Annotated in this window: 22 protein-coding genes; 1 reads left to right on the top strand and 21 read right to left on the bottom strand. The window is 38.8% G+C overall.

What is annotated here, in order from left to right:
* Positions 1-7: 7 nt before the first annotated feature.
* The 8 genes from CRO56_RS23075 to CRO56_RS20975 form a co-directional block, all read right to left on the bottom strand.
* On the bottom strand, positions 8-160 hold the full coding sequence (locus CRO56_RS23075; RefSeq protein WP_179714392.1) for a hypothetical protein: 153 nt from the start codon (positions 158-160) through the stop codon (positions 8-10).
* Between the two features lie 99 nt (positions 161-259).
* On the bottom strand, positions 260-460 hold the full coding sequence (locus tag CRO56_RS21005; protein WP_097160600.1) for a hypothetical protein: 201 nt from the start codon (positions 458-460) through the stop codon (positions 260-262).
* 35 nt (positions 461-495) lie between these two features.
* Positions 496-1,386, bottom strand: a complete 891-nt coding sequence (locus CRO56_RS21000) for a type II toxin-antitoxin system SpoIISA family toxin (protein ID WP_097160599.1) — start codon at positions 1,384-1,386, stop codon at positions 496-498.
* A gap of 607 nt (positions 1,387-1,993) precedes the next feature.
* Positions 1,994-3,376 carry an MFS transporter gene (locus CRO56_RS20995; RefSeq protein ID WP_097160598.1) on the bottom strand — a complete coding sequence of 461 codons (1,383 nt, stop codon included), beginning with the start codon at positions 3,374-3,376 and terminating at the stop codon, positions 1,994-1,996.
* A 307-nt stretch (positions 3,377-3,683) separates the two neighbouring features.
* Complete coding sequence (locus CRO56_RS20990) at positions 3,684-5,078, bottom strand: SLC13 family permease (protein ID WP_097160597.1); 1,395 nt, start codon at positions 5,076-5,078, stop codon at positions 3,684-3,686.
* An 89-nt stretch (positions 5,079-5,167) separates the two neighbouring features.
* Positions 5,168-6,274 (bottom strand): isocitrate/isopropylmalate dehydrogenase family protein, encoded by a 1,107-nt coding sequence (locus CRO56_RS20985; protein ID WP_097160596.1) that lies wholly within the window; start codon positions 6,272-6,274, stop codon positions 5,168-5,170.
* Entirely contained in the window at positions 6,274-7,791 is a 1,518-nt protein-coding gene (gene tcuA / locus CRO56_RS20980; protein WP_097160595.1) for an FAD-dependent tricarballylate dehydrogenase TcuA, read from the bottom strand. Before tcuA ends, CRO56_RS20985 begins: the two co-directional genes overlap by 1 nt.
* Positions 7,792-7,899: 108 nt before the next feature.
* Positions 7,900-8,853 (bottom strand): 2-hydroxyacid dehydrogenase, encoded by a 954-nt coding sequence (locus tag CRO56_RS20975; RefSeq protein WP_179714391.1) that lies wholly within the window; start codon positions 8,851-8,853, stop codon positions 7,900-7,902.
* 82 nt (positions 8,854-8,935) lie between these two features.
* Between CRO56_RS20975 and CRO56_RS20970 the strand changes: the two genes are divergently transcribed.
* On the top strand, positions 8,936-9,805 hold the full coding sequence (locus tag CRO56_RS20970) for a LysR family transcriptional regulator (protein WP_097160593.1): 870 nt from the start codon (positions 8,936-8,938) through the stop codon (positions 9,803-9,805).
* Positions 9,806-10,147: 342 nt separating this feature from the next.
* Here the strand turns inward: CRO56_RS20970 and CRO56_RS20960 are convergent, their stop codons facing one another.
* The 13 genes from CRO56_RS20960 to CRO56_RS20900 form a co-directional block, all read right to left on the bottom strand.
* Positions 10,148-10,768 carry an RraA family protein gene (locus CRO56_RS20960; protein WP_097160591.1) on the bottom strand — a complete coding sequence of 207 codons (621 nt, stop codon included), beginning with the start codon at positions 10,766-10,768 and terminating at the stop codon, positions 10,148-10,150.
* Positions 10,769-10,777: 9 nt separating this feature from the next.
* Positions 10,778-11,815 carry an Ldh family oxidoreductase gene (locus CRO56_RS20955; protein WP_097160590.1) on the bottom strand — a complete coding sequence of 346 codons (1,038 nt, stop codon included), beginning with the start codon at positions 11,813-11,815 and terminating at the stop codon, positions 10,778-10,780.
* Positions 11,816-11,856: 41 nt separating this feature from the next.
* Positions 11,857-13,026: a 2-methylaconitate cis-trans isomerase PrpF family protein gene (locus CRO56_RS20950; protein WP_097160589.1), complete on the bottom strand. Its 1,170-nt coding sequence runs from the start codon at positions 13,024-13,026 to the stop codon at positions 11,857-11,859.
* Between the two features lie 25 nt (positions 13,027-13,051).
* Positions 13,052-13,528, bottom strand: a complete 477-nt coding sequence (locus CRO56_RS20945) for a tripartite tricarboxylate transporter TctB family protein (RefSeq protein ID WP_179714390.1) — start codon at positions 13,526-13,528, stop codon at positions 13,052-13,054.
* The gene (locus CRO56_RS20940; RefSeq protein WP_097160587.1) at positions 13,525-15,015 is read right to left on the bottom strand and encodes a tripartite tricarboxylate transporter permease; all 1,491 of its coding nucleotides are present in this window, start codon (positions 15,013-15,015) and stop codon (positions 13,525-13,527) included. The genes CRO56_RS20945 and CRO56_RS20940 overlap by 4 nt, the downstream gene beginning before the upstream one ends.
* A 100-nt stretch (positions 15,016-15,115) precedes the next feature.
* Positions 15,116-16,225 carry a Bug family tripartite tricarboxylate transporter substrate binding protein gene (locus CRO56_RS20935; protein ID WP_097160586.1) on the bottom strand — a complete coding sequence of 370 codons (1,110 nt, stop codon included), beginning with the start codon at positions 16,223-16,225 and terminating at the stop codon, positions 15,116-15,118.
* A 160-nt stretch (positions 16,226-16,385) separates the two neighbouring features.
* Complete coding sequence (locus CRO56_RS20930) at positions 16,386-16,892, bottom strand: AbrB family transcriptional regulator (protein WP_097160585.1); 507 nt, start codon at positions 16,890-16,892, stop codon at positions 16,386-16,388.
* Positions 16,889-17,413, bottom strand: a complete 525-nt coding sequence (locus CRO56_RS20925; RefSeq protein ID WP_097160584.1) for an AbrB family transcriptional regulator — start codon at positions 17,411-17,413, stop codon at positions 16,889-16,891. Before CRO56_RS20925 ends, CRO56_RS20930 begins: the two co-directional genes overlap by 4 nt.
* 13 nt (positions 17,414-17,426) lie before the next feature.
* A complete protein-coding gene (locus CRO56_RS20920) occupies positions 17,427-17,777 on the bottom strand; it encodes a Rieske (2Fe-2S) protein (protein WP_097160583.1) in 351 nt (116 codons plus the stop codon).
* 181 nt (positions 17,778-17,958) lie between these two features.
* The gene (locus CRO56_RS20915) at positions 17,959-19,023 is read right to left on the bottom strand and encodes an amidohydrolase family protein (protein WP_097160582.1); all 1,065 of its coding nucleotides are present in this window, start codon (positions 19,021-19,023) and stop codon (positions 17,959-17,961) included.
* Positions 19,024-19,046: 23 nt separating this feature from the next.
* A complete protein-coding gene (locus tag CRO56_RS20910) occupies positions 19,047-19,901 on the bottom strand; it encodes an isocitrate lyase/PEP mutase family protein (protein ID WP_097160581.1) in 855 nt (284 codons plus the stop codon).
* Positions 19,902-19,917: 16 nt separating this feature from the next.
* Complete coding sequence (locus tag CRO56_RS20905; protein ID WP_179714389.1) at positions 19,918-20,286, bottom strand: Rieske (2Fe-2S) protein; 369 nt, start codon at positions 20,284-20,286, stop codon at positions 19,918-19,920.
* A 1-nt stretch (position 20,287) separates the two neighbouring features.
* On the bottom strand, positions 20,288-21,388 hold the full coding sequence (locus CRO56_RS20900; RefSeq protein WP_097160579.1) for an amidohydrolase family protein: 1,101 nt from the start codon (positions 21,386-21,388) through the stop codon (positions 20,288-20,290).
* Positions 21,389-21,420: the final 32 nt, after the last annotated feature.

Below are 21,420 nucleotides of genomic sequence, written 5' to 3'. Positions count from 1 at the left end.
GAAAAAATTAGCGAGCAGAAAATTTAGTACGTATTTTTTCGATTTGTCTTTTCATTTTGGTATGTAAATCTAACAGGATATCGTTATCTTTATCGTATTTTGGCAATTTACCAGAAGGCTTATCAAAAATAAATGGACTTTTCCTTTTCTTTGATTGCATGTTGTTCCCTCCCATACCTTTGAGTATTAAACAATACTAACTGTATGGGCAAAATATACTTTATCTAATCAAAAAGACAGGAAAATCACTGGCTAATAATTAAACACCTTTTACTATTTTTCTGTATTTTAAATGATTAACAGCTTCATCACTCTTTTTAAATAATTCTGCTGTATGCAATGCTGTAGGAATTTGCGGAAGAGATGTTGTAGTCTTCTTAATAATAAAAGGAGACCTTACTCTCATGGTACGTCCAACTCTTCCAGTGGCTACTGTAATAGTATGTACTTCATTACCCACTACATCTCACTCCTTTCCTTTATACTTTCATTATATCAAACTTGTTCTTGCGCTACTACATTTTCAGTTTGAATGGCAGACTTTTTATACCATGAATGTATGACTGATAAATTTACAATATTATCAAAATCAATTTGTAGAACTGGGTCTTTTTGAGATTCAATTACAATGACTACAGGATGTAATAGCTTAGTTAATGGTATTAAAACAATGTAATTATTGATTTGCACTATACATTCTTCGTTTAATTGATTGAACTGCTCTTCAATCAATTCAATCCCAATACTTGTTCCTAATTCTGACAAAAATTCTAAATCATTTTCTTTCCGTAATACTGTAATATCCTGTCTACACATTTCCCCGTATGAATACAAAAAGGCTTCTAAAGAAACACGATATTCTTCAATTTCATTCCATTCTTGCGATCCAAAAGGAGATGTTGCGATACTGTCCAAAATGGAAGTAAATTGTTTACTCCTACTTTTCGTCTGGATAATAGCTTTTTTCATTTCCTCATTAATATTTTCCATTTCATTAATACTTTCAATCTCTGTTCCAGCAATCCTTTTTATATTTGGAGTAAGAAAAAGAGCTAAATCAACAAAAATAAACATACCAGCTAGGAGAGCATACCTTTGCCATTGTGTCTCATCAAAGCCATTATCATTAATAATTAAAACAATTCCAAGAATAAACAAACAATACCAAGTACGTCTTAAATTTTGCTTGTGTTTTATGAAAAAGAAAGGAAATAGCCAACTTATGTATAAAATAATCGTTATAAATCCAAATAACAACATCCATTTATTTTCTTGAAAAAACAAAAGTATCTCGGAACCCCATATTTCTTTTATTAAAAAAAAGATTAATATTAAAATGATGGGAGCAATTAATTTCCATAGCTTTTTATCATCCTGACCTTCCATGTCTTACCCTCCTTTTTCTAGAAATAATTTTTATCTTATCCCCTTTAGTAACACTCACTAATGAATTGCAGAAACCAACTATTATAGGAATGGTTATTTATCAATATTTATCAACTGTTAAATTATCAATTCGACAGTTTCAGAGAAAATCCTCCAAAATTTCATAATATTGGGTTATAGGCAAAAAAGACCACTTCGAAATTATCAAGGTAGTCCACACTTATCAATATTTTTCTTCTTCATCCCCACTAGACTTGAATCATTATTTTGCAATCATATCTTGTTTATATTTTTTCCTGTTTACTGAACTAAAAAGTTTACTATCAAAAAACACAATCGACAAATTTCTGCATTGAAGTAGAATGAATAGTAAACTTGTCAAAATTTGCGCTTCCCCGGGGAATGATATAATAATAACCACCTTTAATCATTTTTAAAAATAGTCCCGGCTAATTGACCGGGACTCTTTACAAATCTATTATTTTTTATCCTTCACAAGCTCTATATGTTTAGCCCGATTCCCTGAAAATGCAAGTCCTCTCACCTGATCGTCTTCAAATATAAATTCAATTAAATAAGTAAAAGGATCACTGGTTAAGAATTTCTTTTAAACTTTAATCCTTTTAAAGCTTAAATAAAAATAACTAACATTCAAAATTGTCAACACAGCTAACCCTATAAATACGTTACTGTATATGGCAGCATGACCATCAGCTGCTGATATCGGGTTCAACCTAACTCCACTCTCGTAATCTAATACTTTCCCAATGACTGCACTGCCGAATGCACCCGACATGAAATTAAATAAGTTATAGATTCCCATCCCTACGCCTATTTCATTTCGAGGCAGCACAGCTGATATTAAACTGGCCGTGGCTGTTTGGAGAAATGGAAAAGCCATATAGCTGATGATGACGACTAGACTGATTACCCAAGCAGGACTGCCAATAAAGGTCGAAAGCAGAAGGAAGCCTGCTATCATAAGGGCCATCGCGATATAAGCTACTTGCTTACCTCCTCGTTGGTCAGCCAGGCTACCCGCAAATCTCCCCGTAAAAGCCGCAGCCATGGCTCCTGGAAATAAGGTGAGACCAATGAATAGTGTATTTAGGTCATTCACTTCACTTAACAAAAGAGGAAGCATAAACATCATGCCAAACATGGTCATAATGGCAAGAAAACCAGCAAAAATAGTGGTTCGATAGGGAGCATTACGGAACATATCAGGACGGATGAACGGATTGTCACTATGGAAGATTCGCCAGGTGAACAAGCCAAAAAATACAAAACTAATGATGATGTACCACCAAACAAACAAGGTAATAAAAAGAATCAAGGCGGCGACTGCGATAGCGATTAAAAGAGCACCTAGTAGGTCTACTTTTCCTTCTTGTTTCTCCTCTTTAGGAAGAAACCTTCCGAAAAACGGAATCGTTAATAGTACGAAAGCTGAAATGAGAAATAAAAATTGCCAATTTAGTGCTCCGGCAATCAACCCGCCGATGACTGGTCCGATTCCAGAGGCAAACGCCATCGTACTTGACACAATGCCTAAAACTCGTCCCTTCTCTTCTGGGAAGTACCTCGATGGAACAATAAACACTAAGGCAATGATGGAAGCTGCGCCTGTCGCTTGTATCATACGTGCAAATACGACCATCAAAAAATTCGGTGCAAAAAATCCAGCAATAGAACCAGTCGCAAATAGACATAGGCCAATCGTCAATATTGTTTTCAAAGGATAAATATCAGCTAATTTTCCATACATTAATGCCCCGATGGCATATAGAATGATATAGCCCGTTACCACCCAGCTTACTTGTGAGGGTAAAAGCGAAAACGATGCAGCAATATCGGGTATAGCAATCATGAACATGGTTCCATTCATAACCGAAAATAATAAGACTGAACAAATCAAAAAAATGATCTTCTTTTTCTCTGATTGGGTCAGACTATGTTCTGCATTTAAATCTCGAGCAATGGTTGTCATCGTTCAATATCCCCTCTGTAAGATGTTAGCGGACCTCTTGAACAATCATAAACAGTGCTTGCTATAAAATCCAGTAATGCAGCTTGGGATATGATAAATTGGAGCTAACTAAACGATGAGAACTGGTTCTTTCCGATGAAAACTAAAAAATAATAACGAAAAGCCGGTTGTTCTTGTATAAAGGACAATCGGCTTTTTTTTAAGGAGCATTTTAATATAAAAAAACCTTTTACAATCATCGACAAAATCATTTTTTTGCATTGATCTTGAATGGTTTTCCGTAAGAGTCTATATACTTTGTATATTCTTATGTTATTAAATACGGCCACCAAAAAATTGAAATAATGGCTGTAAGAAAGAGAGAGAAAAAGGTTAATAGAACTCCCGGTACAATAAAATCCTTCTGTGACACAATCTTCGTACTTTGGACCAGTAAATTCGGCAGTGTGCCAATTACAAAAATGAATCCGAAGACTAACGTAACCCCTGACAATAATGTTGCATGAACTGGGTCTATATTTAATACGGGAGCAACCGTTAGAACAATTGGAAATAACGTAACGGCCGCAGTTCCGATATTGGTGATAATTATATGATAGAAATGGACAAACAGAATGAGCAGAATGATGAAGATCCATGGATTTTTAATTTGTTCAATGAAATGTAAGTTCGTGATTAAATTTCCTAAGTAGGTGGCTGTTCCGCTTTGATTTAAAATATTTCCTATTGAAAACGTGGCGCCAATAATGAAAAAAACATCCATGTTGATTTGCACGATTTTATTCCAGCTGATTACACCGACCTTCGGTAAAGAAAGCAATACAGCACCAATAACAGCGGTAAATGCAGGGTGGATACCGTGGAACGATTCGGTTACCCAAAGCAACACCACCACTAATAGAATCGCTATACTCTTCTTTTCTTTCGTGTCGAGTGGCGGCAGTTGTTCTTTTAGTCTTTGGATTTTTTCTTCAAAGAGCTTATCCGGATAATGATCAACACGTATCGTTTTCGTGACTGAAAAGTAGATCAAGGGAAGCATCAACACCCAGATTGGTAACATCACTAAGAACCAAAGACCGTATGAAACCTCATAGCTTGTATATTGATTAATGTATTCGATTGTAATGACATTTACCATTCCTGCAGGCAGGTAACAAATCGCGCTTACATTTGCAGCAAAGGCAAGACCTAGCATCACTTGCTTTTGTAAATTCGTTGATTGTGGAGGGAGATCTTTAAACAGACTTTCCAGAATCGGAAGCAATAAAGCCGTTCTAATGCTTGGAGTAGGGATAAATAGAGCTAAAACCTGCTGAATCAGGATAACGCCAATAAGCAGACCATTTTTCAGTCTGCATAATTTCAATAAAAACCACATGGCGATTCTTCTGCCAAGATTTGTTTCGTTGACTGCTTTTCCAATCATTAAGCCTGCCACAATTAAAAATAAAGCAAGACTAGCAAACCCACTTAAGGCTAGATCTGCTTCTGCTACATCAAAAACCAAAAATAAACATAGCAATAGTAAAGCAATCTGCGCAAAGGGGATTGGTTCAAAAATCCATAAAGGAACACTTGCCAGCATAATAGATAACGAGATTCTAATTGGCCACTCTACATCTTGTAAAAGAAAAAATAGGGAGAAAAAAATTACCAGCGCAGAACTAAAGATCATCCATTTTGACCGATTTGTTATCACACTGCTTTCCTCCCCGCTAAAAGGACCACCTACCTGAGCATAATTATCTACTCTGTTTAGAAGATGGTCCTTAAATTACTTTCTCTTCCCTATTTCAAGGAAGATCCCTGAACACTTACAGCCTTTTCCTTTATATAATGCACAAGTGCATCTCCATACTCAGAAGTAGAAGCATTCCCGCCTAAATCAGGTGTTTTGATGCCTTGCAGTAGAACCTGTTCGACAGCTTCTTCTATCAAGTTTGCCGCTTGGGCAGCTTTTTCATCTTGGTGTCTGATTCCCAGCCATTCCAGCATCATTTTCGCTGATAATATTTCTGCCGTAGGGTTCGCGATGCTTTGTCCGGCGATCGTTGGTGCCGATCCGTGAGTGGCTTGTGCGATCATAAAGTCGTCACCCAGATTGAGTCCAGGTGCTAGACCAAGCCCGCCCACTAAGCCAGCGGTTAAATCAGATAAAATATCGCCAAACATATTGGTTGTAATGATGACATCAAAATCTTCTGGCCGTTGAACCAGATGTAAAGCAAAGGCATCAATGTGATAGTCATCTATTTTGACTTCAGGATAATGATTGGCAACCTTTTTGGCACTATTTACAAATAGGCCGCAGCCTTTGTCTAATACATTCATTTTGTGGACCAAGCTTGCGTATTTTTTCTTGCGTGCGTTGGCGAGTTCGAGCCCAATTTTGGAAATTCTTTCACTTCCTTTTCTCGTTACAACACGGAAAGAAAGGACGGTATCAGGATCTGGCATAATTTCTCCATTCCCATAATATAAATTACGATCTGCATACATGCCCTCTGTATTTTCCCGGACAACGACAAGATCAATCCCATCGTATCTTGTTTTGACCCCAGGAAAGTTTCGTGCCGGACGGATATTTGCGTATAAATCAAATTTCCTTCTTAATGCACCGCTCGCATTGACTGTATGAGGATTATCTTTTTCATAACTATGGGTTGTCAAAGGACCAAGAATGCCTGCATCACATTTTTTAAGTGCATTAATCGTTTGTTCTGGCAGGGTTGATCCCATTGTTTCATATGCATCTAATCCGATAGGAAGTTCCTTGCAGTCAAACTCCAGCCCATCTATTGCTGCTTCAACGGCATGTAACACCTTGACGGTTTCCGTCACAATCTCCGGCCCGATGCCATCTCCTTTCATGACACCTAAGACGTATTTTCCCATTAACTTACCCCGCTTCCTTGTTGATCTGGCTGGTGAACATAAGCAGCTGCCGATGCACCCGCTATTTTTCCAAATACGGCTCCAGACATTAAACCGGAACCGCCTGGATAGTTATCATAAAAAATACCTCCAACCATCTCACCAGCTGCAAACAATCCTTTTATTGGTGAACCTTGTTCGTCTAACACTTCTCCACCTGGACTAACATGCAATGCTCCAAATGAAAAGGTGATTCCACAAGTGATCGGGTACGCATAAAAAGGTCCTTTTTCAATTCGTAAGGCCCAGTTTGATTTTGGCGGTGTGATTCCTACTGTACACTTTCCATCTTTCTCATTCGGAAAGTAAGGTGTATCTTGAACCGCTGTGTTGTATTCCTTAATCGTCTGCAAGAATTGCTTTTTATTGACCGGTAATTTTTCCGCTAATTCCTCTAAAGTATCTGCTTGAACAACCGTTGCTTCTTCGAGGTCGTATTCTTTGCGAAGCATATGGCGCACTTGAGAATCATAAATTTGAATGGCCATATGATCAGGCTGCTTTAAAACTTCACGTCCGTACTTGGCATACGTATAGTTTCTGAAATCAGCTCCTTCATCTACAAAGCGCTTTCCTTCCTTATTGACCATAATTCCCAGAGGGTAAGAATGCTTCTTAAAAATATCACCCGGTTTCGTGAAATCCCCAACCTTTGGTGCATTGAGATCCGTACCAACAGAGTGACAACCGGACCATTGACCAAACTTTTGTGCACCTGCTTCCAGTGCCATTGACAAGCCGTCACCTGTGTTAAATTCAGTTCCTCTGACAATAGCAGCTTCCCACTCTGATCCTAAGTACTCGCCACGCCACTTTTTATTGGCTTCAAAACCTCCGCAGGCAAGCACAACACTTTTCGTTGTTACACTAACTTCATTCTCACCTTTTTTAACGACGATACCAGTAATTTTGTCATCCTCTTTTATCAGCTTCACTGCAGGTGATTCATACCATACATCTATTCCTAGCTGCTGAACCCGATAATTGAGAGAAGCGATGAGTCCGACTCCCTTATTAACCGTTTTAACTGGTAAGCCTCCCCAGAAGTGACGTTTTCCATCTTTTTCGAATGACTGATTATCATAGATTAGTTCAAATTCCACTCCATGATCTTTCATCCATTTAATCGTTTGGTAGGATTTTGAAACTAATTGTCTTGCTAGTCCCGGATTACTTCTATTATCTGTGACCCTCATTAAATCACCATAATACGTATCTTCACTATAAGGCGGAATTTCAATCTTCGCTGCTTCTTCATCTGTAATACTAGGTATTATTTTACGAATCGCTTCTAATCCGCTAAATGCAAACCGAATCGCTCCGTCGGTAAAAAATGAGTTCCCGCCTCGTTTTTCACGTGGTCCTTTCTCTAAAACAAGCACCTTGCTTCCTTGTTCATGTGCTGATATCGCTGCACATAAAGCTGCATTCCCAGCCCCAACTACTACAACATCATATTCAAAGTTTTTATCTGACATATAAGCTCCCCCTTTAAAAGAGATGTTTTATTATTCTTAATTTTTATTATAGTTTTTATTGTTTATAAGATAAATTACAAAAATACTATAATATGTCATAAAAAACTTTTATAATTGCTTCAAATTTTTTGGATTCCCTTCAGAAAATTGAAGGATATTTTCAACACAAAGGGTTAAAAACCGGTCAAATACTTCTGCAGAAACCCAGCCAATATGCGGTGTTAAAACGACGTTTTCCAATGTAAGAAAAGGATTATCAGGTGCGATTGGTTCCTTTTCAAATACATCTAATCCAGCTCCTCCGATTTCGCCATTCTCTAAAGCCCATATCAAATCAGCTTCATTGACGACTTTTCCACGAGAGGTATTGATCAAAATGCTTGTTTTCTTCATGAGTTTAAAGTGTTCCTTTGTTAATAAATGAGTGGTTTGTGGTACAAGCCGGACATGTAATGAGATTACATCAGTTTCCTTCAATAAATCTTCTAATGACATATACTGAATGTCTTGTTCAGCAGCCCGTTCAGGTGTCAGTGTTGGGCCCCAGCTACTTACCTCCATCTTAAAGGCTTTTGCCCGCCTTGCTACTTCACTGCCAATTTTTCCTAAACCAATAATACCTAGTTTCTTCCCTTTTAGCTCACCGCCAATAAGCGGTGGCCAATCCCCTTGTTTCATTCTTTCCTGACCATAGGGGATTCGTTTCACACAGGCAAGCATGAGAGCAAAGGTGAGTTCAGCGACAGAATCTGTAGAACCCCCTGGAGTCACAGCAATCGGAAGATTCCTTTGCTTGGCTGCATCTGTATCAATATGAGCTATTCCTGTTCCTGTTTGTGCGATTAATTTGAGTTTAGGAAGGCTCTCAATGACTTTTCTCGTAAACTTGCTTCTCTCACGAATGGGAATCACAATATCCGCATCTTTTAATCTATCAATTAGCTCTTCTTCACTCCGAGCTCGATCATGGTATAAAACCACTTCACCCAAAGCTTTTAATCGTTCTAATCGAGGATGGTTTTCATACACTCTATTCCAGTCATCTAAGATAACCGTTTTCATGAAATCAACTCCTATAGTATAATGAAATAAATTTAATTTTCTATCAATTATATAACATTCATGATTTGAGGGGAGAACCACCATGGAAGACCGAGATTGGCTTATCTTAAAAACGATTTATGAAGAGAAAAACATGTCAAAGGCAGCTCAGGTACTTCATGTTTCACAGCCAGCCCTCACCTATAGACTTCAACAATTAGAGACTGAATTTAATACCAAAATTGTTCATCGAAGTAATAAAGGTGTTGAGTTCACGGGACAAGGGGAATATTTAGCCAAATATGCTGTTGATATGCTCAACAAATTAAGAATGACCAAAGAAATCGTTGAAAGTATGGAAAACAAAGTTCAGGGAACTCTTAGGCTTGGTGTATCGCGAAATTTTGCACGCTATAATCTTCCCCCGTTGCTATCCAATTTTTTAACAAAGTATCCCGATATCAAGTTTCATTTAATCACAGGCTTCAGCTCCGAGATTACTGATCTTGTTTATAAAGAAGAATTCCACATCGGAATTATAAGAGGAAATAATAACTGGAAAGAGCAGAAACTATTATTAGCACAAGAACCTGTCTGTATCGTATCGAAATCAGAAATTGATAGTAATAGTCTCCCTGCTTTGCCTCGTATTCACTATGAAACTGAACCTTCCTTACAGAGTGTCATTAACAATTGGTGGGAAGAGAATTTTACCCAGCCTCCATTCATCACGATGAGAGTAGATCGGATTGATACATGTAAAGAAATGGTGAAAAATGGTCTTGGGTATGCCATTGTTCCAAAAGCTTGTTTAACAGAAGACGATATACTATATCAAATCAATCTAACGACTCGTGATCAGAAGGAAATTCTCAGGGACACTTGGGTCATTTACCGCAATTCGTCACTTGAGTTGACAATGATCCGTGCGTTTATTGATTTTATTAAGAGTATCAAACAAGAAGGCGTTTAATCATAGGAAAGAGGCTGTCCCAAAAGTATAACTTTTAGGGGTACCCCCTTTTTTATGATTGGTCTACTAAACATGTCTGTTGATTTCCTCTCCAGGCGCTTTCCGCGGGCGGTACGGAGAGCCTCCTCGTCGCTTCTCTCCTGCGGGGTCTCCCCTGTCCCGTACTCCCACTTTCCACTGCTACTTGATAAAATGAGTAAAATCTTTTCTGTGAGGCAGTGGAAATGAGTCTTCGCGCCTTCCGCTCCAATCAACAGAGTTGAAAAATTAAGTATGAACAACGAAGGCTGGCCACTAAATAGTCGTTTTTCAACGACCTTTTGGGAAAGCCTCTTCTCTTCACTACCCCTTGTTTAACACTTCTCGGAGGTACTCGGCAGCTGCCTCTCTGCTAACCAGTACCTTTTTTTCACGTTCTATATCTTTAGCCAGTTTTTCCTTGGCTTTTTGGAGCACCTCATTTTCTGTCTCCCTTGGGATCACCACTACTCCGTCTTCATCGCCAACAATCATATCTCCTGGTTTAACAGGTGTACCTCCACACGAAATCGCGACACCTGTTTCACCAGTCCCCGCTTTGTCACTCGCTGCAACGGTGTTCCCGCGGCAAAAGACAGGAAACTCCAATTTTTTTATACCAGCTAAGTCCCGTACTACACCATCAATTACGATTCCTGCGGCTCCCATTACCTTTGCTAATTCACCCACGAAATCACCACATGACGCATTATGGAGATACCCCTTTGCGTCGATTACTAACACGTCTCCAGGTGACAGTTCACTTATCCCTTTTAAAACCATATAGTTATCGCCTGCTCGAACCTTAACCGTATAAGCTCTACCTGCTACTTTTACATTCGCTTTTACCGGTTTGATTGCTGGATCCATATTGGTTAGCCCATTCAGAGCATCGGAAATGCAAGTTGTCGGCAGTTCTTTAAATTCCTCAATCAATGATTTCATCTTTTTTCCTCATCTTTCTGCGTAATGATGAAAAAGTTGGTTAAATACTTGAAAACTTTTCTCCGGAAGAGTTACATATTCATCCAATTGACTCGACTTGTTGTTCCATTCTTTTTCCCCTGGAAGGAAGACCCCATCGTTCTTTAAAGTTGGAGACGTTTTAATGAGGTCGATCAGTTCCTCGATTCTTGAGTAATATTCAGTGATTTCCATGAAATGCTCCAGATTTAAGCTTATAAATAAGTGGCCAACATTTCGTTTCCCCTCAGCATCATGGTCTACCATGTTCACACTAAAATCCGCCCCGGTTATAATCCCTGCCAAAATCTCTACCATTAGGGCTATTCCGTATCCCTTATATTCCCCTATAGGCAGAACAACACCCTTTAATGCCTCTTTAGGATCAGTTGTTGGTTTTCCGTTTTGGTCGAGAGCCCAACCAAGCGGGATTGACTCACCATTTTGCATGGCAATTCGTAACTTTCCTTTCGCAACAATCGTATTGGCTAAATCTAATGTAATCGGCTTTCCTTTCGTCGGAACAGAGATAGACCAAGGGTTATTCCCAATTAATGGCCTTATGCTTCCCGTTGGAGCAATGATTGGAGAGCTATTCGTAAGTACGATTCCAATTTGATTTTCACTTGAAGCCATTTCAGCGTAGTAGGCTGCAGTCCCAAAATGGTTGCTCTTCCTGCACGCCACTACTCCTACTCCAACTTTTTTGGATTTCTCGATAGCTTTTCTCATTGCAACTGTGCCAACAATAGCGCCGAGTCCATGATCTCCATCTAAAACTTCAATTATTTCATTTCTTTTGAAATTTCTGATATTCGGAGACGGATTAATATATTTATTCTTAAGCTGCTCCAAATATCGAGGGAGCCTAAATATGCCGTGGGAAAAAACGCCGCGAAGATCACTTTCTAACAAAGACTGCATTTGTATTTCTGCATGCTCATGTGAAACCCCTGTTTCCATTAAAGCCTTTTTCCCCATATCTATATAATGAGTTTGAAGAACTCTATCGTATATCTGTGTTTCCATGTTTCTCCTCCCGTCATCAAGCCGTCTATCAGTTCTGGTCGTTAAGCGTGATTCTTTATTGATTGTAAGCTGTGTACCGCGTGGACATATGCATATCCGTCCATGATTCTTCTCGCTGTTCGGCCAATAGCTGCTCTTTTAACCGTATAGTTTCCTTCACTGCCTTGAACCATGGCCTCTACATTTATAATTCCGGTAGGATGACCAATAAGGATAGATTCTTTTTTAACTCCGTTTAATAGCTGATTCACAACAGACCCAGGTATTTGAGCTGCTGCAGCTGCTGCACAACCACCGCTTACTGCAAATGCTTGGTGTAAAATACCCATGGAAATATATCTGCCAACTAAATCAATATCTTTTGCTTCGATGACCTCACCATTTTTCGTTGTATATGTTTGCGGTTTTGCTACTAGTGTGATTTTCGGTAAAGCGTGAGAGGCTGGTGACACTTTGCTTTTGTCGGTGAAAAGTTGTAATTGATAACCCACTTCGACTCGTATCGCTTCTATCGTATTTGCCAAATCCTCTTGATGGAACTCTTCCCCCACTTCGGTACCGCTTATATTTAATTGGGCAGCATCTACAAATACCACTAAGTTGGCACAATCAATAACCGAAATCACAAAGTGACGGCCATCCTCTAGCGTTACAATATCCTTTACATTGCCAGTCGGAAGGAGCTTTCCAGTTATAGAGCCGCCAGAGTCTATAAAATTGACCGTCATTTTTGAGGAAGTCCCTGGAACCCCTGCAATTCTAAAATCTCCATTATACTGGATTTTTCCGTCTTTCACCTGGATATCCACTTCGATGATCTTTTGAATATTGGTGTTATAAATTTTTACGGTCGTGATTGGTTCTGTCAGTTCAACATATCCCTCTTCTGCAGCATATAGGCCAACACATGTAGACATGTTGCCGCACGTAGGCTTATAGTCAATTGTGGGTTTATCAATACTGACTTGACCGAATGTATAATTAATATGAGCTTCAGGTATCGATGGCTTTCCCACGATACAAAGCTTACTGGTTAAAGATGTAGCTCCCCCAATACCATCAGTCTGTCTTTTATCTGGACTCCCAAATATTCGCAACAAAATTTGATCTCGTAAAGGACCTGCCTCAGGCAAATCGTCTTCTTTGACCACTAGTCCCTTACTGGTTCCTCCACGCATATAGGCACACGGTATCTTTATGATATTACTCATATTCCTCCACCTTTCGTGAATCGATTTAAAATGGCCATAATGGAAAAATTCCAGCCGGCCAATACAAATTAATGGCATTTGAAAATACAAAGATCACTCCATGAGTAAGGACAAGTGAAAGCGCAATATATAAAGTTTTAAATTTCGATTCAATATGCAGGAACAATATTAAGAATAAGGTGGTTGCAGCTAAAAATCCGATTAACCAGATCAAAAAGACGTATCCTATAATCCAAAGCATGTACTTTAAATTGGAACCCTCTTTTTCACCCGTTTGGTCCCCAGATTGATCTGCTTTCTTTTCCTTTTCTTTTACAACTTTAACGATGTTCACTATGACCAGAATTAGGGTAAGAACAACACCTGCAATCGCAATATATAATGGAAAGAATTTAGCTAATTTACTAAAACTGCTAGATTCCAAGGCTCCATATGAAAATAAGAGAAAAAGAAAAACTGAAAATATTAACGAATAATGGACATCTCTTAGTGAGTTTTTCAAAATGAGATCCCTCCCGTTTCCTGTGACTTTTTACTTGTTTTGGTCAGCCAAATTCCTCCAAATACTAGAGCAATAATAATCACTACCAAAACTATAACCGTTGGTCTTAATAGCCATTCAAATCCATATCTTGACATGGAAATCCACAAGTACCTTTCTGCGGATATGGAGAGGACAAAACCAATTAAGAAAGGAGCTCTTGGCCAATCAAGTCTCTTCATAACCCAGCCAAACAAACCGATTATGATAAAAGCAATCAAATCACCGATATGCCTTGAACTTTGATAAGCACCAATTACTAAGACAATGAGCAGAAATGGAACCAATTTCGTTGCTGGTATCATACATAATTTAGCAATATATTTACTTAAAAAAATACAGGCAGCAGCTCCAAAGATATTAGCAAGTACAAGAGTCCAAATAATGGAAAGGGTCACTGGAAGGTCAGTGGTTACCATAGTTGGGCCAGCTTGCAGGCCAAGAAGTGTTAAACCACCCAATAATATGGCTGTGGTACCGCTTCCTGGAATACTGAATAATAATGTTGGGATTAATGCCCCGCCTTCTTTGGCATTATTCGCTCCTTCAGGGGCAATCACTCCACGAATATCACCATTTCCAAACTCATTATTACGGATCGTTGCCTTTGCTACACCATAAGTAATCCAGTCAACTACACTGCCGCCTAATCCAGGTATAAAACCAACCAATGACCCTAGAATTGAGCTTCGGAACAGTAACCATTTATTCTTAATAGATTCTTTAATCCCCTCTACCCAGCTGCCTTTTAGTTCCTCAGTCTGAGCAATTGAATTGTTTTTAGTCAGTAAGTCCACCATTTCTGGAAAGGCAAAAAGTCCTAATGCTAGAACAGCAAGCGGAATCCCATCATATAAATAAATGCTATCGAATACAAAACGGTATTCTGGAACTGCAGGTGCTGCACCAATGGCACCTAACATTAACCCTAATAAACCGCCAACAATCCCTTTCAAAGCTGATTTTCCAGAAAGAATTCCAACCATGCTTAAGCCGAGCATAGCCATCATAAATAATTCTGGAGATCCGAAAGTCATTACAAGAGGACGAGCAAGAGGGATTGCTAAAAAAAGTGTGAAAGCACCAATAATTCCGCCTATCATAGAGCAAAAGAAAGCAGCTGATAAGGCTGTTGCAGCTTTCCCTTTTTTAGCAAGAGGGTAACCATCCATAATCGTTGCTTGAGATCCTGATGTACCGGGTATACCTAGGAGAATGGAAGGAAAGGTATCACCGGTATGTACAACTGCTGCCATACCAATTAGTAATGCCATACCTGTATACGGGTCCATTCCGAAAATAAAAGGTAATAGAATGGACATTCCTACCGTTCCGCCTAAGCCGGGAAGTAACCCAATTACTAAACCGACTGCAATCCCGATAAACATGAAAACTAAACGAGATGGATCTAGTAATATCAATAGAGCTTCTATTGCTGATTCAAACATACATACACCTCTTTCCAAGTATCTTGGTTGAAAACTTGCGTTTAGTAAAGTTTGTGGGGAAGGCATCCCTTTCCCCACACTCTATTTATCTTTGAGAATTTTAATTTAATCTGGTAATCCCTTGCTCTTCTTCCAAGTAAGTAAGAAGCCAATCTAATACTTCATCAGATGCGCTTGTGATAGTTTCAATAGCCCCTTCTAACTGGGCTCCCGTTATTAATTCATAACCTCCGAGTTCCTCTGCAGCTTTTTCGTTAAACTCTTCGTCTGTCTTTACACCTTCAGCAGCTTTAGCCAATGCATCTACCGCCTCTTGGGGAGCGTCATGATGCAGCCATAATACCTTTTGCACACTGAATCCAGCGCCTAGTGCTACCTTGTATGCATCCCATTCGATTCCAGATGGTTCCTCGCCGTGAATTTCCATGTACACTTCCTTTACTGAAGGAAGATCTGGGAAGGCTGGGTCTCGAATGACATCACCTTTTTCGTCTAACATACCAAAAGAGTATAAAGGTATTGCCTTGCCATCATTGATAAGTGGAACTACATTAGATTGGTAAGCCGATACGGTTTGATAGTCAATATTACTTTCACCTTGTTCAAAGGCAACCCTGCTTGGACCGCGGCCTTCATAACCAAGAATCGCTTGAACATCCGTTCCTAACAGTTTAAATGATAGGAGTGTGACCAGGTCATTCCCAGTTGCACTAATTCCTGCATACACAAGCGGTTCTTTTGGATTTAATATATCTTCAACACTTTCAATCCCTGTAGAAGGTGACACATAAACAGCTCCTCCCTGTGGTGCAGCCAGCAGCGGTTTCATTTCTTTTAAATCGTATTGAACAGCGGGGTCTCCCAAAAGATAAGGTAAATGTGTTGAGCCACTTGTTAAAAGTGCAGTATATCCATCATGCTCTCTAACCTTTACAAATTCATTAGCACCATTTACACTGCCTCCACCAGGTATATTAACTACCTGAATACCAGGTTCTCCCTCTGTATGTTTACCTATATAGGAAGCAAGAAAGCGTCCAAACGTATCAGTTCCTCCCCCAGCTTCAAATGGTACGATTACCTCTAATGTTTCCCCTTCATAAAACAGTCCGGATTTTCCACCGCCTGATGCACCCTGGGAACAGCCAACCATAATAATTACAACAAGTATTAATGAGAAAAAAGCAGAAAACATTTTTTTAGTTTTCATTTTTACTTACCCCCATATTTATTGATAAATGACTCGGTTCCTAGTACTGAATACTAATAAAAACGAAGACACCTCCTTTGATTCTGAATAGTTTGACTATTCAACATAAACAAAACCATTAAAATCATGAAATGTGATTATCCTGTACAATTAAAAACATTTATAAGAAATGTACAAGTATTGGAATTAAAATAACGACCGCAGTAACTCTAAACAAATGCATTAAAACGACATATTCAATGTCAGCATCATGTTCCTTCGCTATAACTGCTACCTCACTTAGACCAGCGGGCATTGTCCCGCAAAGCGCTGTGATGATATCAACTTTAAAAAACTTGGAAATAATCATGGCAAGAAATAATCCTGTCATAATGTGTAAAATCGCGAGGAGAATTCCAGGAAAAATTAGATATACAACCTCATCTAATAATTCATGACTCATGTTCATTCCAACTGTACCGCCAATTACCATTTGTACCACTTGTCTTGTTCTCTTTTTAAGAGGTTTTGCACCTAATCCAGCAATCTGTGCAATGGCTATTAGTATGAAACTCCCTATTAAAGCTCCTAGTGGAAGCTGAAAGTATACCCCAAGAAAAGATCCAACTATTGCAAGGGAAAGAACGATGATTATTTTTTTATGAGGGAAAACAAATTTTCTAATCATGTTACATCCCTACTCTTAGATTTACTTCCTAGTTTATTAGCAACGATCGTAACGATAATTGGAATAATCGTTAATAATAAAATGAATCTAAGTAAATGTATCACTGCTACTGATTGTGTATTTAAATTCATCGAATCCGCTAACATTAACATTTCGGCAATACTACCTGGTACCGCAGAAATGACAGCGCTTACGAAAGGTTCGCTGGTAAGTTCATAAATCATAAAGCCAAACAAAAAAGATGTTACTAAACTCGTAAAACTTACAATACTAAATGATAAAATGTCTTTACTCGAAAGCTTTAAAACCTTTCTAGAAAATTGAAGGCCAATAAAAACACCTAACATGGATTGGGAAGCCCATCTTATAATCCTAGGTACATTTTCAATCACTACCCATTCAGTAGATTGAACGATCCCTACAAGAATCATGGGTCCAATGATTCCACCGCCAGGTATCTTTAATTTAATTGCAACAATTCCGCCTAACAGGGTAAGGAGGAAGAACTGTAGCAAATCCATACTCCCACGACCCTTATAGATTTATATAAACCTCACCATTTTCAACGATCACTTCATAAGTCACTAAACATCTTGGATCATTTTCATACAATTTTTTTCCGGTTTGAACATCAAATTCCCATGCATGCCATGGGCAACGGATAACGGTACCATCTAAGCCATAACACAGCTTTTTCGGGTCGGAAGGCAGCATAGTTCCTGCCAATTCGACAGTACTTAGAGAAGCTCCCTGATGAGGACATTTTTCACTTGTTGCGAAATAGAGATTATCACTTTTCCAAACTAGAAGATTTTTCTTTCCTATCCTAACTTTTTTACTTTTTTTGTTTAAAAACTCATCTGTTTTTCCTATAAGATGCTTCAACTTCTCCCCCTCCCTTCAAAACTCACTGTCATCCATTTTCTATAAATCGAAATTTGTAACCGCTACCAATTGATTCTATCAATTGTTTAACTATTCGTAATTTTCATTATAGATAGGTTTGTCTATAAGATAAAATACAAATATTCTATTGTCTCTCATAAAAAGTTTTTATAGAGTAATATTACAAATGGTAAAATTCTTTTGCGTTGTTATAAAGGATATTTTGTTTCATTTCTGGATCTAAGCCACGCAAAATTCTAGTGGGCATATCATTATCCCAATGGGGGTAATCACTGCTATACATCAGCAAATTTTTCCCATTCATCATTTCAATGACAATGTTTAAATCACTAGGTTTTACTTCCTCTATTGGTTGAGTCGTAAATTTGACATGATCGTATACATATTGACTTGGTAATTTTTTTACCCAAGGTGTATCTGTACGTAATGCTTTCCAAACCGTATCCATTTTCCACATCAATGGAAGCAGCCAGGTGAAACCATATTCAACAAATCCAACCTTCAATGTAGGAAACTTTTCAAATGTTCCATCAAAAATTAAACTCGTTAAATTTGATTGAGCAATTTGTGATAAATTAATGAATCGGTCATTGTATGTGTTCTGAATTCCTCCTGCTAGTACCGGTGCTCCTATTGCACTGCCTTCCTGCCCATTTGGGTGTGTTATAACAGGCAGCCCAACTTCAACTGCTGCTTCATATATTGGATCATAATAATGGTTTCCCATCAAAATATTAAGTAATGGAAGAAGAACCGCAACTACGCCTTTTTTATTCCCGACCCGTCTTATCTCTTCCGCTGCACTTTGAGGGTTGTGTGGCGGTGCAACCAGTGCGTATCGTAATTTATCATTTTCTGGCAGCCACGTTTCAATAAAATAGTCATTAAACGCCCTTGCTAAAGCCATTACCTGTTCGGAATCAACAAGAGATACCAATGAATTTGCCTGTTGGGGTATTAACAAAACCACCTCAGGATTGAACTCATCCAAATATTGTTCTTTCATATAGTCCAGGTCTGATCCAGGATATCCTCCTGAAGGAGGTTTTGCATCATACCTTGATGTACTTCCTCTAGGATGGACATATCTGCTTGCTAACTTAAAGCTGCCCAAGTTTAATTTCTGGTCCTCAAAACGTTTAATCCAGCTCTTATCCATAAAAGGATGTAATTGTTTTATATCATTCACCCAAGGGTGCACATCACAGTCAATATATGTTACCATTGCCCCTACTCCTTTCTTCTGATTTACTGATAGCTTTCTTCTTCCAGTTTTATAAGCTCTGGAATCGAAATGATTTCTAATACTTCCGCAGAAAGTCGGGCTGTTTCTTCCTGTGAAAATCCAGATTTACCGTTCTGTTTAAGAGTCGTATACACGTTTCTAACACTCTGAAAAGCAGCCAGAATTGGTGTTAATGGATAAATCACCATTTTATAACCCAATTGTTGTAATTCAGCTGGAGTTGGAATTGGTCGCCCTAAACCTTCCGAAGCTACATATACCAAAGGAGCGGTAATTTTTTCTGGTGCCATTCTTACTTCATCCATGTTTCGAGGGAATACCATTACCATGTCTACCCCAATAGATGCATAAATATTGGCGCGTTCGATTGCATTCTCAAAAGGCTCTTCTTTGTTTCTTCCAGCATCTGTTCTTCCGATGATCAGAAAATCTTTACTTTTCCGTACTTCCAATGCTTTTTCTAATTTTTGTACCATCTCTCTAGGAGATATAAGGTCAATGACACCCTTATGGTAATGTGCTCGCTTCGGAACCACTTGGTCTTCAATATGAATCGCCTGTACTCCGGTTAGTTCAATTTCCCTAACGGTTCTTGTGACTGCTGCTAAATTTCCAAAAGCCGCAGCCCCATCAATCATAAGAGGAATATTTAAATTCACATTTATTTTACGAGCTAAATCGACCATGTCTGTTAAAGTAGTCATGGGCTCTGTTACGGTTAAATGAGCACCCGCAGCCCATCCGCCTAAATAGGTAGCTTTAAACCCACAGTTTTCAACAATTTTCGCGGTCAAAGGGTCGTAGCATCCTGGTACCACGACAATCCCTTCATCTTTTATTAAATCTGATAGTTTCATAGTTTCCTCCTTACCATTATGGGAGTTGAACAACAATTTGATTTTCTTCGTTCACATACACCGGATATTGTTTAATTTTCCATTCTTTTTTTGTTAAACAGACACCTGTTCGGGCATCAAACTCAATTCCATGCCAAGGACATGCAATGATACATTTCTCCTGTGCTACAAATTCTCTTACTTTTCCATTTGGTAAAACTTCTGCTTCTATTTGATCATAAAGCTTGCTGTCACAGGCTGGTCCCCCTTGATGAGGGCAGACATTACGTAAGGAGTAAAACGTACCTGCTATATTAAAAACGCCAATAGACCGATTCCCAATTTCAACGACTTTCCCCTCTCCAACAGGTATAGAATCTGCTGGACCGACGATATATTCTGCCAACTTAAGCACCATCCCTTTTAAAACGAAGTACTCTCCGGGCATTATCCCCCAATATCTTCTGCTTTTGTTCATCATTTAAAAAGGTTAACCGTTCTATAACTGAAGGGTGATCCCAATCGTAGTGAGGCCAATCCGATGCATACATTAACGTATTTTCTGCATCAATCATTTCAAATACATATTTTAAGTATTTAATGTTACTTGGAATTTCAAGTGGCTGTGTCCCAAAATACATGTCTTTTATGTATTCACTAGGTAATTTCTTTAACAGCGGGACCTCTGCTCTTCTTCTCATATACTCTGTGTCTAGCCTAAACATCACTTGTGGGATATAGAAGATTCCCGATTCTTGGAATATCCAGTCTAACTTAGGGAATTTCTCTTTTACTCCCTGCATGACGACACTTGTGAGCTGAATCATGTTGCATACAGCAAAATCAAGGCTATGACTTTCAACCCATTTTTCCAGACCTTTGGCATAAGTATTTGAATCAGGACCTGAGAAACCACTGTGAGCAATAATCGGTAAACCCTTTGATTGAGCAGCCCTGTAAATGGGGTTATAGATATTACTTCCTAATGGAGGTAAAGATAATTGTGTTGCCACTAATACACCACAAAATCCTGGATGATCGCCCACTTCTTCAATCAGCTCTGCACTTTCTTCCGGTTCCTGTACAGGAACTGGAAGTGCGGCGTATATACCATTATCAGGGTCCACAATGGTTTCGATCATATGCCGGGCATGAGCCTTCGATAATACCACTGCCTTTTGACGGTCATTCATCTTAGCCAAATGCAACATATAAGTTGGAATTAAAACAATTTCGGTAAAACCGTATTCCTCCATTACTTCCATAACCACTTCTTTGTTGGAGGAAATCCCTTGATGTTCCTTCCCAATTCCCTTCTTATGCTTATTGGTTTGGACTCTGCCGCCCATCAAGCTGTCTCCGCTTGAGGCCCCGCCAGGCGGGGCATAATATTTTCCTGACCAATCTCTGATCCTTGTTGCCCATGGTTCCTCCATATACTTCCATAGTTCTCTTGGATCATCCGTATAATGTGCATCTACATCCGCAATTCGAAACTTTCTGGCCAAAGCCTAAACACCTCACTAGTTCTTAAATTTTT

It is taken from the genome of Bacillus oleivorans (assembly GCF_900207585.1).
Classification (GTDB): domain Bacteria; phylum Bacillota; class Bacilli; order Bacillales; family JC228; genus Bacillus_BF; species Bacillus_BF oleivorans.
This window is presented reverse-complemented; position numbering and strand designations above follow the sequence as displayed.

Excerpts from the sequence above, each read along its gene's own strand:
- CRO56_RS23075 (WP_179714392.1), bottom strand. The coding sequence starts at position 160 with ATGCAATCAAAGAAAAGGAAAAGTCCATTTATTTTTGATAAGCCTTCT.
- CRO56_RS21000 (WP_097160599.1), bottom strand. The coding sequence starts at position 1,386 with ATGGAAGGTCAGGATGATAAAAAGCTATGGAAATTAATTGCTCCCATC.
- CRO56_RS20995 (WP_097160598.1), bottom strand. The coding sequence starts at position 3,376 with ATGACAACCATTGCTCGAGATTTAAATGCAGAACATAGTCTGACCCAA.
- CRO56_RS20985 (WP_097160596.1), bottom strand. The coding sequence starts at position 6,274 with ATGGGAAAATACGTCTTAGGTGTCATGAAAGGAGATGGCATCGGGCCG.
- tcuA (WP_097160595.1), bottom strand. The coding sequence starts at position 7,791 with ATGTCAGATAAAAACTTTGAATATGATGTTGTAGTAGTTGGGGCTGGG.
- CRO56_RS20975 (WP_179714391.1), bottom strand. The coding sequence starts at position 8,853 with ATGAAAACGGTTATCTTAGATGACTGGAATAGAGTGTATGAAAACCAT.
- CRO56_RS20970 (WP_097160593.1), top strand. The coding sequence starts at position 8,936 with ATGGAAGACCGAGATTGGCTTATCTTAAAAACGATTTATGAAGAGAAA.
- CRO56_RS20960 (WP_097160591.1), bottom strand. The coding sequence starts at position 10,768 with ATGAAATCATTGATTGAGGAATTTAAAGAACTGCCGACAACTTGCATT.
- CRO56_RS20955 (WP_097160590.1), bottom strand. The coding sequence starts at position 11,815 with ATGGAAACACAGATATACGATAGAGTTCTTCAAACTCATTATATAGAT.
- CRO56_RS20950 (WP_097160589.1), bottom strand. The coding sequence starts at position 13,026 with ATGAGTAATATCATAAAGATACCGTGTGCCTATATGCGTGGAGGAACC.
- CRO56_RS20940 (WP_097160587.1), bottom strand. The coding sequence starts at position 15,015 with ATGTTTGAATCAGCAATAGAAGCTCTATTGATATTACTAGATCCATCT.
- CRO56_RS20935 (WP_097160586.1), bottom strand. The coding sequence starts at position 16,225 with ATGAAAACTAAAAAAATGTTTTCTGCTTTTTTCTCATTAATACTTGTT.
- CRO56_RS20930 (WP_097160585.1), bottom strand. The coding sequence starts at position 16,892 with ATGATTAGAAAATTTGTTTTCCCTCATAAAAAAATAATCATCGTTCTT.
- CRO56_RS20925 (WP_097160584.1), bottom strand. The coding sequence starts at position 17,413 with ATGGATTTGCTACAGTTCTTCCTCCTTACCCTGTTAGGCGGAATTGTT.
- CRO56_RS20915 (WP_097160582.1), bottom strand. The coding sequence starts at position 19,023 with ATGGTAACATATATTGACTGTGATGTGCACCCTTGGGTGAATGATATA.
- CRO56_RS20910 (WP_097160581.1), bottom strand. The coding sequence starts at position 19,901 with ATGAAACTATCAGATTTAATAAAAGATGAAGGGATTGTCGTGGTACCA.